This is a genomic window from Blautia wexlerae DSM 19850, assembly GCF_025148125.1.
GTDB classification, from domain to species: Bacteria; Bacillota; Clostridia; order Lachnospirales; family Lachnospiraceae; genus Blautia_A; species Blautia_A wexlerae.
This window is the reverse complement of record NZ_CP102267.1, coordinates 1,451,102-1,465,809: the sequence shown is the minus strand read 5'-3', so window position 1 is coordinate 1,465,809 and position 14,708 is coordinate 1,451,102. Positions and strand designations below refer to the sequence as shown.

General features: G+C 42.0%; 12 protein-coding genes and 1 pseudogene. 2 read left to right on the top strand and 11 right to left on the bottom strand.

What is annotated here, in order from left to right; translation table 11 throughout:
- Window positions 1–318 precede the first annotated feature (318 nt).
- Window positions 319–572: pseudogene (locus tag NQ550_RS23035) on the top strand (IS110 family RNA-guided transposase); the annotation flags it as partial.
- A 278-nt stretch (window positions 573–850) separates the two neighbouring features.
- Here NQ550_RS23035 and NQ550_RS06735 read toward each other — a convergent pair.
- The 5 genes from NQ550_RS06735 to NQ550_RS06715 all read right to left on the bottom strand — a co-directional run bounded on the left by NQ550_RS06735 (window position 851) and on the right by NQ550_RS06715 (window position 6,853).
- Window positions 851–2,359 carry a hypothetical protein gene (locus NQ550_RS06735; RefSeq protein ID WP_020993692.1) on the bottom strand — a complete coding sequence of 503 codons (1,509 nt, stop codon included), beginning with the start codon at window positions 2,357–2,359 and terminating at the stop codon, window positions 851–853.
- A 190-nt stretch (window positions 2,360–2,549) separates the two neighbouring features.
- Complete coding sequence (locus tag NQ550_RS06730) at window positions 2,550–4,340, bottom strand: hypothetical protein (RefSeq protein ID WP_025577261.1); 1,791 nt, start codon at window positions 4,338–4,340, stop codon at window positions 2,550–2,552.
- A 110-nt stretch (window positions 4,341–4,450) separates the two neighbouring features.
- A complete protein-coding gene (locus tag NQ550_RS22480) occupies window positions 4,451–4,651 on the bottom strand; it encodes a BhlA/UviB family holin-like peptide (RefSeq protein ID WP_242833523.1) in 201 nt (66 codons plus the stop codon).
- Between the two features lie 480 nt (window positions 4,652–5,131).
- Window positions 5,132–6,142 carry a GGGtGRT protein gene (locus NQ550_RS06720; protein WP_008707497.1) on the bottom strand — a complete coding sequence of 337 codons (1,011 nt, stop codon included), beginning with the start codon at window positions 6,140–6,142 and terminating at the stop codon, window positions 5,132–5,134.
- 18 nt (window positions 6,143–6,160) lie between these two features.
- Window positions 6,161–6,853, bottom strand: a complete 693-nt coding sequence (locus NQ550_RS06715) for an iron-sulfur cluster assembly scaffold protein (RefSeq protein ID WP_008707498.1) — start codon at window positions 6,851–6,853, stop codon at window positions 6,161–6,163.
- 252 nt (window positions 6,854–7,105) lie between these two features.
- Here NQ550_RS06715 and NQ550_RS06710 point away from each other — a divergent pair, with 252 nt between their 5' ends.
- Window positions 7,106–7,846, top strand: a complete 741-nt coding sequence (locus NQ550_RS06710) for a TraX family protein (protein ID WP_025577254.1) — start codon at window positions 7,106–7,108, stop codon at window positions 7,844–7,846.
- Window positions 7,847–8,022: 176 nt separating this feature from the next.
- On the opposite strand, the gene NQ550_RS06705 is transcribed toward NQ550_RS06710, so the two are convergent.
- The 6 genes from NQ550_RS06705 to asd all read right to left on the bottom strand — a co-directional run bounded on the left by NQ550_RS06705 (window position 8,023) and on the right by asd (window position 14,611).
- Window positions 8,023–8,691 carry an LbetaH domain-containing protein gene (locus NQ550_RS06705; protein ID WP_025577253.1) on the bottom strand — a complete coding sequence of 223 codons (669 nt, stop codon included), beginning with the start codon at window positions 8,689–8,691 and terminating at the stop codon, window positions 8,023–8,025.
- Window positions 8,692–8,753: 62 nt separating this feature from the next.
- Complete coding sequence (locus tag NQ550_RS06700) at window positions 8,754–10,934, bottom strand: DNA topoisomerase (RefSeq protein ID WP_025577250.1); 2,181 nt, start codon at window positions 10,932–10,934, stop codon at window positions 8,754–8,756.
- 1 nt (window position 10,935) lies between these two features.
- Window positions 10,936–11,691: a formate/nitrite transporter family protein gene (locus NQ550_RS06695; RefSeq protein ID WP_008707502.1), complete on the bottom strand. Its 756-nt coding sequence runs from the start codon at window positions 11,689–11,691 to the stop codon at window positions 10,936–10,938.
- Between the two features lie 249 nt (window positions 11,692–11,940).
- On the bottom strand, window positions 11,941–12,978 hold the full coding sequence (gene selD, locus NQ550_RS06690; RefSeq protein WP_008707503.1) for a selenide, water dikinase SelD: 1,038 nt from the start codon (window positions 12,976–12,978) through the stop codon (window positions 11,941–11,943).
- Between the two features lie 246 nt (window positions 12,979–13,224).
- Window positions 13,225–13,461, bottom strand: a complete 237-nt coding sequence (locus NQ550_RS06685; RefSeq protein WP_008707504.1) for a putative Se/S carrier protein — start codon at window positions 13,459–13,461, stop codon at window positions 13,225–13,227.
- 64 nt (window positions 13,462–13,525) lie between these two features.
- On the bottom strand, window positions 13,526–14,611 hold the full coding sequence (gene asd / locus NQ550_RS06680) for an aspartate-semialdehyde dehydrogenase (protein WP_008707510.1): 1,086 nt from the start codon (window positions 14,609–14,611) through the stop codon (window positions 13,526–13,528).
- Window positions 14,612–14,708: the final 97 nt, after the last annotated feature.

The window sequence follows — 14,708 nt, the reverse complement described above, 5'->3', positions numbered from 1 at the left end:
GTTTATGTTAACAATTGTATCATATATGTAATATTTTTTCAACAATCTTTTTTATTTAACATATTTAACTATGCAGAAAAAGCGGCTTGAAAAGCCGCTTTTTTCTACCTTTGCAGGAACCCAATCTCTGTAAAGATAAGTTTCGTTATTTAAATTCAATGGAAGAAAATCTGTAGATGTAGATTTCTTTTGCATTGTGCGTTTTATTCCAAGCTTCAATAAGCAGTTTTCGTGTTTCATCATGCAACATAATAATCACCTCTTGACTCTATCATAGACCTGTTGTCAAGAATGTGCAGTATTTTTTGGGAGTGCTATAAGAAACATCCTGAATTTACAGACCGTTACCGTCGCATCAAAGCACGCCGTGGTCACAAGAAAGCCGTCATTGCTGCCGTATGATCCTGACCGCTATCTGGCACATACTCACAGATTTAAAGCCATATACACCGGAAGGTTTTCTTGACTCCCGTCCTGTGAATAAAGAAAAAGTGTTAACTACTTCACAGGCACTTAATCTGCTTAAGCAAAGAGGTTATTTTATCAAAGACGATCCTTTGTCAGTTTCCTGATTAGGTGTTGCGTTTATATTCAATTTTTCAGCCACCTAAAGATGGCTTATTTGTGATGTCAAAATTTATTCTCTATCCACTATCCCTTTGTTTCAAACTTTCAGTTTCCTATTATGTAATCAGTCCGTCTTTTTTGTCCGTTCTGTTTTTTTCTTCTGCTGTCTGGTAGCTCTCTTTCTGTTTTTCAGGTTTTGTAAAGTCAACTTTACAGAATTTACTTTTCTCTTTCTCAAACCAATTTAAACTTTTCTAAACAAGGGGCAGTTGCCTGTTTCTTTTTATTTTACCCTGATTCTTCTTCCCCAGGATACCCAGTCTCCGTAAGCTTTCCTTCCGTTAGTTTTGGCCCATGGGCGGACTCTCAGAGTATAGGTTCCGGGCTTCACGCCTGTAATCCTTGTATAGGTTGTCCGATTGTTCCGTTTATATACGGTGGTTCCGCCTGTAGATCTCAGTTCCATATCTGCTCTTGCAAATCCTTTTGGTACGCCAACTGTTACAGCCACAGCTCCTTTACCTGTTTTTACAGTTTTAATCTTCACCCTCTCTGTGGGAATTCCGTTCTTTACTACTACTTTTACTGGATAACTCCATGCCCCAAACCTTTTCCCAGACACTTTTCCATCATAATAATCCCTGTTGTACGCATGGATTCCCAGATAATACGTCCCGTTTTTTACATTTGTAAAGGTGATGGTCTTTGCATCCTGATACCTCGCCACCTTCACATAATTCTCAGGTTTGTCAACCCAGCTTTTCTTTGTCAGAACCGCATCGAAACCTTCGCTGTTTGCGCAGTCATAAGCCACTGCCTTAATAGTTGACCCCTGTACTTTCACATCTTTTATCGTTGCTCCTTCCGGATAAGGCGGTGCAATATGAGGACAATTCTGGGAAATTATATAAGATAATTCTATTCCTCCTGTGATGGAAACCTTAAAAATATCAGTAGCTACCTGTTCTTCTGCTTTCGGAAAAACCTGAATTATCGTATTTTCCCCCGGCATAACAACTCCCGTGTCTTCGTCAATATAGAACCATGCCCTGAAATGTTCCGTATCCTCAAAATCAACTGTGACAGGTTTTTGCCCATTGTTGCATATTGTAATCAACCGTGATGGGCACATCAACATATCCGGCTCTGGTTCTACATCATCCCATGAATCGTACTCTTCCTGAGTAATTGTGAGAAATCTCGTACCACTATTTGGTACACAGTTAACCTCGTAATCCTCCTCTGATTCCCCACGAACGAGAACCCGTATCCTGCACTCTGCCTGAATTCCTTCTTCTGTTTCCATGACAAAAGTTTCTTCATGAATCCCCTGAGAAAGATTTGGCTTTACATAAATATCCACTGCAACAGCTTCTCCGGGCTTAACCTTATTCCCAACTTTCATCGGAAGTCTTCCCTCATATAATAATGGATGCTCTAAATGTTCAAGTCTAAAATCATTCAATTCTGAAATGGATTTGATCTGCCAGCTCTCTGTACCTGTATTTTTTATCTCTAGCCTTTCCCAACCGCCGCCGTTTACTCCAGTCTGTCCCAAATCAAGGATTTCACTAGAAACTGTCGCCTCATATTTCTCATATCTCATTTCACTGTCTGAATCCACAGTATCCTCGAAAATAGCTGAAGCTTCCGATACATCGCCTTCCTGCTCTGTGGTTTCCGAAATAAATGTTTCCTCTCCAGCAGAAAAATCGGCTGCCAATACCGGCTGACCGGTAACGATCACAGCAGAAAGAAACAGCGATAAAAATGTTTTGCCTCTCCTTCTCATAATACTTTGCCTTCTTTCCATCATTATACCTCGTTATCATGTTACGTTTATGTTAACAATTGTATCATATATGTAATATTTTTTCAACAATCTTTTTTATTTAACATATTTAACTATGCAGAAAAAGCGGCTTGAAAAGCCGCTTTTTTCTACCTTTGCAGGAACCCAATCTCTGTAAAGATAAGTTTCGTTATTTAAATTCAATGGAAGAAAATCTGTAGATGTAGTCTTCCCCCGGATGTTTACCATTATCGCCCGCAATCGGACTGTTCGCATTAACCGACACAATCATATTGTTTGTATTTCTGTCAATCGCTACGGATTCCATTTCAAAACTAAAGAACTTTGATTCATCCAGTTCATTGTTAAAGGCAAAATCCGGAATTAAAACAGGATATTTCTTGCCATCTTTAAATTTCATTGTTTTAGTTCTGCTCATATCAATGTGTAGTACCCTGCTTCCACTGGTTTGCACATCACCATTAGGAAAATATTCCAGTTTTTTCGTCGTAACAATAAATAATCCGTATTTGTCACTGTAATTGATTCCCTGAAGCACTTCATAACCGGTATTCATAAAATATTTTGTTTGATCAACCACAACTTTTCCTGCTGAGAAGTGTACAATACACAGTTTATATATTTTTTTATCTTCTTCACCCTCTGCACCGGTTTCGGTAAGAAGAATAAACTGATTGCCTTTGTAATGGCTGATTGCGTTTGTCCGGTTTTCCCAGGTATACCTATTATAGGGCCATTCTTCAGATGTACTGCCCATAGTAAGCTTCACAACCGAATATTCACCTTTTCCATTAGGTTCCGCACAGGTAACATACAATTCATGATTGTATATATCCATTCCATTGGCATGATACAGACATCTTTTCTCTCCCGGTACTACCTTATTAGCCAGTCTTTTTACGCCCTTCGTACTGCTTGTGTAATCCTCAAATTCCCAAATGGCTGCTGCGCACTTACTCGGTTCTTTATATTCTCCATTTGTACCGGCTTTTATACCATACAACTTTTGAGTTCTGTCATCCCCATCAAATGCTAACGCGCCAAAATTTGTCGTTTTAATATTTCCTATTTCCTTATTGTCTACTTTCATTCCCTTGGCAAGAGCGCAGTTAAAACTATAAGTACCTTTTTCATAAGTAATTCCATTCAGGACAGAAAAACGGTCCTCTGCTTTCCCGGTTCCTGTAATTACATTTGCAGCCAGTACAAGATGACCTGCTTTCATACAAATAGATTCCAGATTATACTGCTTATACCCTTTCATCTCAACATTAATAACTCCGTCTGGAATATATGAATTCACATTACTTCTGTAATCCACATGTACAATTCTGTTTCTTCCGGCAGACAATTCATCATTTGTCAGAATAAACAGACCGTAGTCTAAATGGTAATAAATATCCTGGATACGGCTTGTATATCCATATCCTCTGTTTGTAACCTTAAATTCATGAACTACTTCATAACTATTAGAACTCTCCAATCTCAGTTTTTTTACAATCAGAGTATCGTTATCTGCATCGTTGGAGCCTCGTGCAAGAATGAAAAATTCATTTGCCGCACCTGTATGTGCAATTCCAAGCGCTCCATACTGAAATTCACTTACAATATCAAACTCCTTAATAACATTACCGGCAGTATCCATTTTTACAATCTTTGTAGTATTTCCATATCCCGCTGTATCTTCAGCAAGCATAAATAATTCTGTGCCGATTTTGCTAAGCCCTAATGCAAAATATCCCAAACCGGTTTTAACTGCCACAGCCTGTGCATCTGCGTTTGAATAATCCGGTGTTTTATATAAGGTTGTTACCTTTCCGCTTGTTTTCACACTGTACATAGTGTCTCCGCTGATTGTAATTCCCGCTACATTCGTCGCAGCTCCTGCATCCACAATTTTTGCTCCTGCTGTAGGTGTCGCTGAAATAACAAGTGTTTTTCCATTAAATGTTCCTGGCATATAAAATATCCTCCTTCTGTTTTTTGCAGACCCTTATAGTTTTATTGGTCTGTTTCATAAGCGCTTACATAAAATAAAAACCCGTTTTCTCTATTTTCGGAAACTACTTTTTATATTTTTTTATTGATTTCTTTTGTATCTGCCATAATGTACTCTTTTACCTCTGTAATATCCCTCTCGATAACACTTAATACATTAAATTTTTCTGTTAATGCTGACAGTAATTCCTGATACTGTTTTTCCCGCTCTTCCTGTCTTGCCGAAAATCTTTCATTTGATTTCACAATGTAGATCAAAAGAAATACTGCCAATACTGCCCATATCCCTTGAGATAATGCAGCATCCGCTGGGCGTTTTAACAAGGTCGTTGCCGCACTGCACCTTCGTTCCGAACATCGGCCGCACGATCCCCGAACAACATTCATTACGATGGCGAAAAAAGCGGGCGTAGATGAGTACGTTGTGAAACGTCTTGCCGGTCACAAGATCACAGACGTAACCGAGGCGGTCTATACAATCCGTGATATTGAGTGACTCAGAGATGAGATAGAAAAAATGCCGTAACCCTTGTGGTTGCGGCATTTCTTTTCCTGTGATCGGCTCTTCTTTTTGTTTCCTTCGCTCTGTTGCCTACTTGTTACCTACCTGTTTGCCTATCTTGCCATTTTCAAGGCTTCTCACCGTGTCTCAAATTACTTTCTCATTTTTTGATCTAAACTAAGAAAAGTACCGCAGCCCTTGGAACTACGGTACTTTCTAGGTTTGTTGACTCTTTGATTAAAAAGGTTTGATTAGAACTTTCCAGCCTTAGCAGCTTCCTCAATGGAAACAGCTACTGCAACTGTCATACCAACCATCGGGTTGTTACCAGCGCCGATGAGACCCATCATCTCTACGTGAGCCGGTACAGAAGAAGAACCAGCGAACTGTGCATCAGAGTGCATACGTCCTAATGTATCTGTCATACCGTAGGAAGCTGGACCTGCTGCCATGTTGTCCGGGTGAAGTGTACGTCCTGTACCACCACCGGAAGCAACTGAGAAGTATTTCTTACCTGCTTCAAGACGTTCTTTCTTGTATGTACCTGCAACCGGATGCTGGAAACGTGTCGGGTTTGTGGAGTTACCTGTGATAGAAACGTCAACGTCTTCTTTCCACATGATAGCAACACCTTCCGGAACGCTGTTAGCGCCGTAGCAGTTAACTTTTGCACGAAGTCCTTCAGAGTATGCTTTTCTGAATACTTCTTTAACTTCGTTCTTGTATGGATCGTATTCTGTCTCTACATATGTAAAGCCGTTGATACGGGAAATGATCTGAGCAGCATCTTTTCCAAGACCGTTCAGGATAACACGTAATGGTTTCTGACGAACTTTGTTAGCTTTCTCAGCGATACCGATAGCACCTTCAGCTGCTGCGAAGGACTCATGTCCAGCCAGGAAGCAGAAGCACTCTGTTTCTTCTTCAAGAAGCATCTTGCCAAGGTTACCATGTCCAAGACCTACTTTACGTGTATCAGCAACGGATCCAGGAATACAGAATGCCTGAAGACCTTCTCCGATAGCTGCTGCTGCGTCTGCTGCTTTCTTACATCCTTTTTTGATTGCGATTGCAGCACCTACTGTATATGCCCAGCAAGCGTTCTCGAAACAGATTGGCTGAATGCCTTTGATCTGATCGTATACATTAAGACCTGCGTCTTTTGTGATTTTCTCAGCTTCTTCGATAGAAGCAATGCCATAGCTGTTTAAAACAGAATTGATCTTGTCAATTCGTCTCTCATATGATTCAAATAAAGCCATTTCCTGTTACCTCCTAAATTATTCTTTTCTTGGGTCGATAATTTTAACAGCGTCTGCAACACGGCCGTACTGACCTTTTGCTTTTTCCCATGCAGTATTCGGGTCATCGCCTTTTTTGATGAAATCAGTCATTTTTCCAAGGCTTACGAACTGATATCCGATGATCTCATCATCTGCATCAAGAGCAATACCTGTTACATAACCTTCTGCCATTTCAAGGTAACGAGGTCCTTTTTTCAGAGTTCCATACATTGTACCAACCTGAGAGCGAAGTCCTTTACCAAGGTCTTCAAGTCCAGCACCTACTGGAAGTCCTTCTTCTGAGAATGCAGACTGTGTACGTCCGTAAACGATCTGAAGGAAAAGTTCTCTCATAGCTGTGTTAATCGCATCACAAACTAAGTCAGTGTTCAGTGCCTCCATAACTGTAAGTCCCGGAAGAATCTCGGAAGCCATAGCTGCAGAGTGAGTCATACCTGAACATCCGATAGTCTCAACCAGTGCTTCCTGGATGATACCCTCTTTAACATTTAATGTAAGCTTGCAGGCACCCTGCTGTGGTGCACACCAGCCAACACCGTGTGTAAGACCGGAAATATCTTTGACTTCTTTTGCCTGTACCCATTTAGCTTCTTCTGGGATTGGAGCGGCGCCATGATGAACGCCCTGTGCAACTGGGCACATTTCTTCTACTTCGCGTGAATAAATCATTGTAAAACTCCTTTCAAGTATAGATTAACTTCATGTTGTTATACTCTCCGCTGTACAGAACTGCTGAATGAACTGCACAGGGTAAAACTCTGATGTCTGCTGAATGACTTCAGAGGAGTATGCCTAACAACCTAGTGTTATTTTCTCACAAAAGTGCTGATTCGTCCAGTCATAAATTGTAAAATTTTTAACCATCTTTGATTTTTTTGTGGTAAAATAGTTCTAATTTCTATTAATGAAGGGATTTCTATTATGACAACAAAGTTACCTGCTTCCTTTCTCCCTGCAAAATTTCAGGTTCTGAGCGGAAGCGCTTTAAAATTAATCGCTATCATCCTGATGCTGATTGACCATACAGGCTTAATGATCCTGTATAATTATCCTGCCACAACCGCAACCCTTTTCAGTTTCGGCGGCGTGGATTACAGCTGGTATCGGATTTTCCGGGATATCGGCAGGGCCGCTTTTCCAATTTTCTGTTTTCTGTTAGTGGAAGGATTTCTGCATACACATAACCGTAAGAAATATGGCCTGAATCTGTTTCTATTTGCATGTATCTCTGAGATCCCATGGAACTTCATGTTTACCAACACCTGGAGATATGAAAAACAGAATGTATTTTTCACCCTGTTTCTGGGATACCTGGCATTCTGTGCCCTGGAATACTTCTGGGATAATCAGAGAATGCAGCTTGTCTGCGTACTGGCACTGCTGACTGTCTCTGTGTTTCTGAAGGCAGATTACGGATGGCGGGGATTTGTATTCCTGCTGATCATGTACTGGTTCCGCAACGATAAAACCGCCCAGGCGATCATCGGAAGCTGCTGGCTTTACTATGAATGGAAAGCCTGCTTTGCTTTTCTTTCCATTAATATGTACAATGGTGAACGTGGATTTGTAAAAGGAAAATTTCTGAAATATGTTTTTTACTGGTTTTATCCGGTGCACATTACCATTCTGGTAATCCTGAGAAAACTTTTATTTCATATGTAATATCAGTTACAACAGATATCTTCCGTATCTGACAGACAAAAAATATAAAAGGGCAGGCTGTATGACTGAAATAATATCCTTCATACAACCTGCCTCTTCTATCCTTTGAATTATCTTCTAAAAATACCTTGTCAAACGGATATTCGCAATCCCCTTCGCTACTTGATTCGGTTAAATCATTTCTTTTCTGCAACTTCTGTTTTTGACTTATAAATGTGATTTGCAGGTACACAGCCTCTTACTGAGGAAAGTGGATAAATATTGCAGCAGCGTCCGATCACAGTTCCGGGATTTAATACAGAACCGCAGCCCACTTCTACGTTATCTCCAAGCATTGCGCCGAATTTCTTCAGACCTGTTTCAATCTTCTCGTCACCGTCTTTTACAACTACCAGTTTCTTGTCAGATTTTACATTGGAACAGATGGAACCTGCGCCCATATGGGATTTGTAGCCGAGAACTGCATCGCCTACATAATTGTAGTGCGGAACCTGTACCTTGTTGAAAAGTACCGCATTCTTTAATTCCGTAGAATTACCTACTACTGCACCCTCACCTATAATTGCTTTTCCGCGTATAAATGCACAGTGGCGTACTTCTGCTTCTTTACCTATGATGACCGGACCGTTGATGCAGGCTGTAGGTGCTACTTTGGCACTCTTGGCGATCCATACATCTTCTGACGGGTGGTCGTATTCTTCTTCACTTAAGGTCTGTCCCAGTTTCAGAATGAAATCTCCGATCTCCGGTAATACTTCCCATGGATATGTTTTTCCTTCAAATAAATCCTTTGCGATTGTTTCGTTCAGATCCAGAAGGTTTGCAATTGTAAAATCTTTTAACATAATATTTTCCTCTTTTCTCTCGCTATGATGACATGTTTTCTTTTATCTGTCACAAATACACACTACTTTGAAGCAGACGGCTTTCTGCAGGTACGTGATCGTCCCGCTGCGGACGTTGATCTGCCTGTTGTTTTCGCACTGTTTTTTTCAAATGAATCCTTATAATTCACTGCTGCAACATCAAAGAACTGTCTCAGATATGGCTGGATATTGCTGTCCTCCACCTGTCTGGTGCGAAGGCGCACAAAATGTTCCAGCTTATCCATATATTCCTGTTCTGTAATACTGCCCTCTGCCACATAATTCAGTCCTTTTTCCCAGCTTGCAGTCAGTTCCGGGTTCAGAAGCTGTCTGATGGAGCAGTTTACCACATCAAAGATCATCTCTCCAAGAAGGGTTGGAGTGATCACCTGGGTTTTCTTATTGAGTGCCAGATATTTGATATTGCACAGTTTCTTAAGAATTTCCGCTCTGGTGGCACTGGTTCCGATTCCGCAGCTTTTAATCTGGGCACGAAGCTCTTCGTCCTCGATCAGCTGACCTGCATTCTCCATTGCAAGAATCATAGAACCGGAATTATAACGCTTTGGCGGCGATGTCTCGCCCTCTTTGATACTCAGGCTGTCCACAGAGAGTATATCACCTTTTTTCAGGTTCTGCAATGCGGCAAGAAGTCTGGTATCACATGCCATATCCTCAGCCGAATCATCAGCTTTGTTCCCGCCGTTTTTTCCTGTATCCGGATCTTCCTCTTCACTTCCCTCATTGCCGGCTGCGCCGGCTCTGTTCACACTGCTCATGGCATCTGCTGCTTTTCGCTTCGCAAAAGAATTTGTGGCAACTTTTAAGTACCCTTCATCCAGCAGTACTTTAAATGAAGAAAAGAAGCTTTCATTCTGAATTTTTGTCACAAGACTGATCTTCTGATATACTGCAGGAGGATAAAAAATACATACAAACCTTCTGACAATGGTCTCATATACACGCTGCGCAGTAAGAGAAACACTTCTCAATGCGTTTAAGCCCTGGCCTGTGGGTACGATTGCATAATGGTCTGTGATCTGCTTATCATTAACATATCTGGTCTTTGCCAGATTTTTGTAATTTCCCTGTTCAATAATGTGCTGTGCGATCTCTGCTGTATGTTCATAATTACGCAGCCCGGAGATATTCTTATAAATCTCCTTTGCTGCCGCAGTAGACAACACACGGGCATCTGTTCTGGGATAAGTGACCAGTTTCTTTTCATACAGTTCCTGTACGATTTTTAATGTCTCATCCGGGCTGATCTTGAACAGCTTGGAGCACACATTCTGAAGCTCCGCCAGGTTAAATAAAAGCGGCGGATTCCTGTTCTCTTTTTTCCGCTCGATTTTCTCTACTGTACATTGCAGTGGCTGACTCACAGACAGCTCCTGTATCAGTTTTTCAGCATAGGCTTTCTCTTTAAATCCGTTCTCTTTATACAGATAAGGAGTCTGGAAATAGCTGCTGCCTTCCACAGCTCTCCACTCTCCCTCAAAGTTTTCTCCCTCAAGGGCAATGCTGCTGAGTACGCGGTAAAACGGAGTTTTCACAAATGCACGGATCTCGCGCTCTCTTCGCACTACCATTCCAAGTACACAGGTCATAACCCGTCCTACGGAAATGGCCTGATATTTCGTATTTAAATAATTTGACACACTGTTTCCATAACGCAGTGTCAGTACACGGGAAAAATTAATTCCCATGAGATAGTCTTCTTTTGCTCGAAGATAGGCTGAAGCAGAAAGATTGTCATATGCTGACAGATCCTTTGCCTCTCTGATTCCTCTCATGATCTCTTCTTCTGTCTGAGAGTCAATCCAGACTCTCTTTTCTTTTTTTCCATGAACACCTGCCATCTGTGCCACCAGACGGTAGATGTATTCTCCCTCGCGTCCGGAGTCGGTACACACGTAAATGGTGTCCACATCCTCACGGTTAAGCAGTCCTTTGACAATCTCAAACTGCTTCTGCACTCCGGGGATCACTTCATATTTAAATTCGCGCGGCAAAAAAGGCAGGGTATCTAAACTCCACCTTTTATATTTGATATCATATTTTTCCGGGTAGCTCATGGTGACCAGGTGTCCCACACACCAGGTCACCACGCTGTCCTGAGATTCCAGGTAGCCATCCCGTCTTTGTCCGTTGATTTTCAAAGCTTTTGCGAATTCCTGCGCCACACTGGGCTTTTCGGCTATGTATAAAGCTTTTGACATATTATTTATCTGCACTCATCTTTCTGAGCGGCCATGCCAGCAACAGGGCACCGCCCACCATATTTCCTAAAGTTACTACTACCATGCTCTTTACCATGGCTCCAAGGGATAATCCAGGTACCAGGCAGTATGCGGTAACAAAGATTCCCATATTTGCGATGCAGTGCTCAAATCCGCTTACAACGAATCCTGAGATACACATAACGATCATCAGGAATCTTCCTGCATCACTCTTTAATTTCATACCACAAAGCACGCCAAGACAGACGAAGAAGTTACAGAGCACTGCTCTGAAGAACATCTGTCCGAGCGGAATACTCAGTTTATTTCCAATGAATCCCGCAAAATAGTCTGCTGTTCCGGATGCTCCTGCACCTACAAACAACAATGCTAAAATTGCACATCCGACAAAGTTTCCAAGGTAGCTTACGCCCCATACCTTACCGGCCTCTTTCCAGCTTACCTGTTTATCATAGGCTCCGAACGCCATTACCATATTATTTCCTGTAAAAAGCTCGCCGCCTACGAAGCTGATCAGAAGCACTGCAATGGAGAATACTAATGCCCCCACAAATTTTCCCCATTCAGGCATGGTCTTGGAGAATACGTTTCCAACTACATTACTGTAGATCATAGCCACATCAATAAAAAATCCCGCCATGACCGCACGTATAAAGTACTTGAAAAAATTGGTATTCACCAGGTTACTCTTGGCTTTCGCCGCGTTTGACACTTTCTGTACATCTTCGTAATTCATAACTACACCTCCGCAATGTATTTTATTGAGAACATTATATCACCTGAATATCTGTTTCACAACCGAAATCGTCAAACAATTCAAGAATATTCATCAGATTTGTAATTATGTTCCATTATATTCGAAGATTTTTATAGCAATTCCATATACTAATGCAATCGAGACAGTTCGGCAGAATACAAAGGACAAGAAAGATATCTGCAGACATGCTGACGCAGGAGAAAATGTCTGAAAGTAAAGCTGATTTTTTTATTCAAATACAACTGCTTTATCCTGCAATTCTGTTACATATCCGATAACACCGCCGAAGATATCCATACCTGCAAGCTCTTCTGCAAGGGCATCGGCTTCTTCTGCCGGTACTGCAAGCAGAAGTCCGCCGGATGTCTGCGGATCAAATACCAGATCCTCCATCCAGAGTTCCTTAATCTCACTTCGTACTTCATCGCCTGCGAAGTCACGATTTCTGTATGCACCTTCAGGAATCAGCCCCATCTGTGCATACTCTTCAACACCCTCAATGATCGGAAGTTTCTCAGACTGGATCACCAGGGTTTTCCGGCTGCCTTTTGCCATTTCCAGACTGTGACCTGCAAGACTGAATCCTGTTACGTCGGTGCAGCTGTGGATCGTGTATTTAGATGCAATCTCTGCTGCATATTTGTTCAGCTTCGCCATGATTTTCTGAACTCTCTCAATTTCTTCCTGAGACGCCATTTCTGCCTTAATGGCAGTGTTAAGGATTCCACAGCCCAGCGGTTTGGTAAGAATAAGGATGTCTCCTTCTTCTGCGCCGTAATTTTTCCACATTTTGTCCGGATGCACATAACCAGTTACACAGAGTCCGTATTTCGGTTCTTTATCATTGATAGTATGCCCGCCTGCAAGGACTGCTCCGGCTTCCATGACCTTATCTGCACCGCCGCGCAGAATCTGCTCCAGTACTTCCGGACCAAGGCAGTTTGGAAATGCTACCACATTTAATGCCAGTTTCGGAACACCGCCCATTGCATAGACATCACTCAGTGCATTGGCTGCTGCGATCTGCCCGTACATATACGGATCATCCACTACTGGCGGAAAAAAGTCTACTGTATGGATCATTGCCAGTTCATCATTAATCTTGTATACTGCTGCATCATCTGATGTCTCCGGACCTACCAGAAGCATCGGATCTGTAAATTTCGGAAGTTTGCCTACTACCTGTGCCAGAACCTTCGGGCCAATCTTAGCACCGCATCCGGCTGCACTGGCAAGCTGTGTAAGACGCACTTCATTTTTTTTCATTTCATTTCCCATAAGTCAGTTCACCCCAATTGATCTCCATATTCAGAATCTCCTCGTAACTGTTCAATACTTTCGTTACTGTAAACGGAGTGAACAGTAACGTACTTTCACAGCCGACAGACTGCCGAATAGTTACATATCTTCTATAACAAGAGATTCAGTGCTATCATTGTATCATGTTTTCACATATCCGTCAAAATGTGAACCGTTTACCATATATCAGGTGTTCCTATAAATCTTTCCATTTTACGCAAGAATCCTATAAATCTTTTCATATTCCAGATCCTGTTCCTTCATATAGGAAGCTGTTTCTTCTTCGTTCTGTTCCCCACATTTCCACGCAAGGCCGCAGGAAGCTGATATTTCTCTTGGCACAGGGATCAGTCTGCCTGTAAATTTGTTTTTCTTACATTCCCTTTCCATGGCAATTGCCTGAGTGGTAGTTTCAAAAGTCACCACTGTTGTCAGAACTTTTTCTTTCATAATCCGTCGTGTCCTCATAAAAAGAGGCACCGTTACCGGCACCTCTTTTATTATTTTCTATAAATTATTTCGCCTGGATATATCCTTTTGCTTTTAAGGTTTCAGCACAGAGAACTGCTCCGCCTGCTGCACCTCTGACTGTATTGTGGGAAAGTCCTACGAATTTCCAGTCATATACGGTGTCTTCACGAAGACGTCCTACAGATACGCCCATGCCATGTTCGAAGTTTACATCCTCTGTAACCTGCGGACGGTTGTCCTCTTCCAGATACTGGATGAACTGCTTCGGAGCACTTGGAAGTTCTAATTCCTGTGGAAGTCCCTTGAACTCTACTAATGCTTTGATAAGCTGCTCCTTAGTAGGGTTCTTACGGAATTTAACGAATACAGCTGCTGTATGTCCGTTCAGTACCGGTACACGGATACACTGGCATGTGATAACCGGTTCTGTAGCAGGTTTGATTACACCGTCTTCTACTTTACCCCAGATTCTTAATGGCTCTTTCTCGCTCTTCTCTTCCTCGCCACCGATGTATGGGATGATGTTTCCAACCATTTCCGGCCAGTCCTTAAATGTCTTACCTGCTCCGGAGATTGCCTGATATGTAGTAGCAACTACTTCATATGGCTCGAACTCTTTCCATGCAGTTAATACAGGAGCATAACTCTGGATAGAACAGTTTGGTTTAACAGCGATAAATCCGCGTGTTGTTCCAAGACGTTTCTTCTGGGATTCGATTACATCGAAGTGTTCCGGATTGATTTCCGGCACTACCATCGGTACATCCGGTGTCCATCTGTGAGCACTGTTGTTGGAAACAACCGGTGTCTCTGTCTTAGCATATTCTTCTTCGATCTTCTTGATCTCTTCTTTTGACATATCTACAGCAGAGAATACGAAATCAACTGTTGCAGCAACCTTCTCTACTTCGTTTACGTTCATAACAACAAGATTCTTGACACCCTCCGGCATTGGAGTATCCATTTTCCATCTTCCGCCAACTGCCTCTTCGTATGTCTTTCCTGCACTTCTCGGACTTGCAGCTACAGTTACAACTTCAAACCATGGATGATTCTCAAGCAGAGAGATAAATCTCTGACCTACCATACCTGTAGCACCTAAAATACCGACTCTAAGCTTTTCACTCATAATATCTTTCTCCTCTTTATCTTCTGCCCGCGTCTCTACCCTTTCGCGGACATTTTTATCCAGGTGTCCTTATATTGCGTACATCTGTCTTTCTTGT

Coding starts and splice junctions, on each gene's coding strand:
- NQ550_RS06735 (WP_020993692.1), bottom strand. CDS start 2,359: ATGAGAAGGAGAGGCAAAACATTTTTATCGCTGTTTCTTTCTGCTGTG.
- NQ550_RS06730 (WP_025577261.1), bottom strand. CDS start 4,340: ATGCCAGGAACATTTAATGGAAAAACACTTGTTATTTCAGCGACACCT.
- NQ550_RS06720 (WP_008707497.1), bottom strand. CDS start 6,142: ATGGCTTTATTTGAATCATATGAGAGACGAATTGACAAGATCAATTCT.
- NQ550_RS06715 (WP_008707498.1), bottom strand. CDS start 6,853: ATGATTTATTCACGCGAAGTAGAAGAAATGTGCCCAGTTGCACAGGGC.
- NQ550_RS06710 (WP_025577254.1), top strand. CDS start 7,106: ATGACAACAAAGTTACCTGCTTCCTTTCTCCCTGCAAAATTTCAGGTT.
- NQ550_RS06705 (WP_025577253.1), bottom strand. CDS start 8,691: ATGTTAAAAGATTTTACAATTGCAAACCTTCTGGATCTGAACGAAACA.
- NQ550_RS06700 (WP_025577250.1), bottom strand. CDS start 10,934: ATGTCAAAAGCTTTATACATAGCCGAAAAGCCCAGTGTGGCGCAGGAA.
- NQ550_RS06695 (WP_008707502.1), bottom strand. CDS start 11,691: ATGAATTACGAAGATGTACAGAAAGTGTCAAACGCGGCGAAAGCCAAG.
- selD (WP_008707503.1), bottom strand. CDS start 12,978: ATGAAAAAAAATGAAGTGCGTCTTACACAGCTTGCCAGTGCAGCCGGA.
- NQ550_RS06685 (WP_008707504.1), bottom strand. CDS start 13,461: ATGAAAGAAAAAGTTCTGACAACAGTGGTGACTTTTGAAACTACCACT.
- asd (WP_008707510.1), bottom strand. CDS start 14,611: ATGAGTGAAAAGCTTAGAGTCGGTATTTTAGGTGCTACAGGTATGGTA.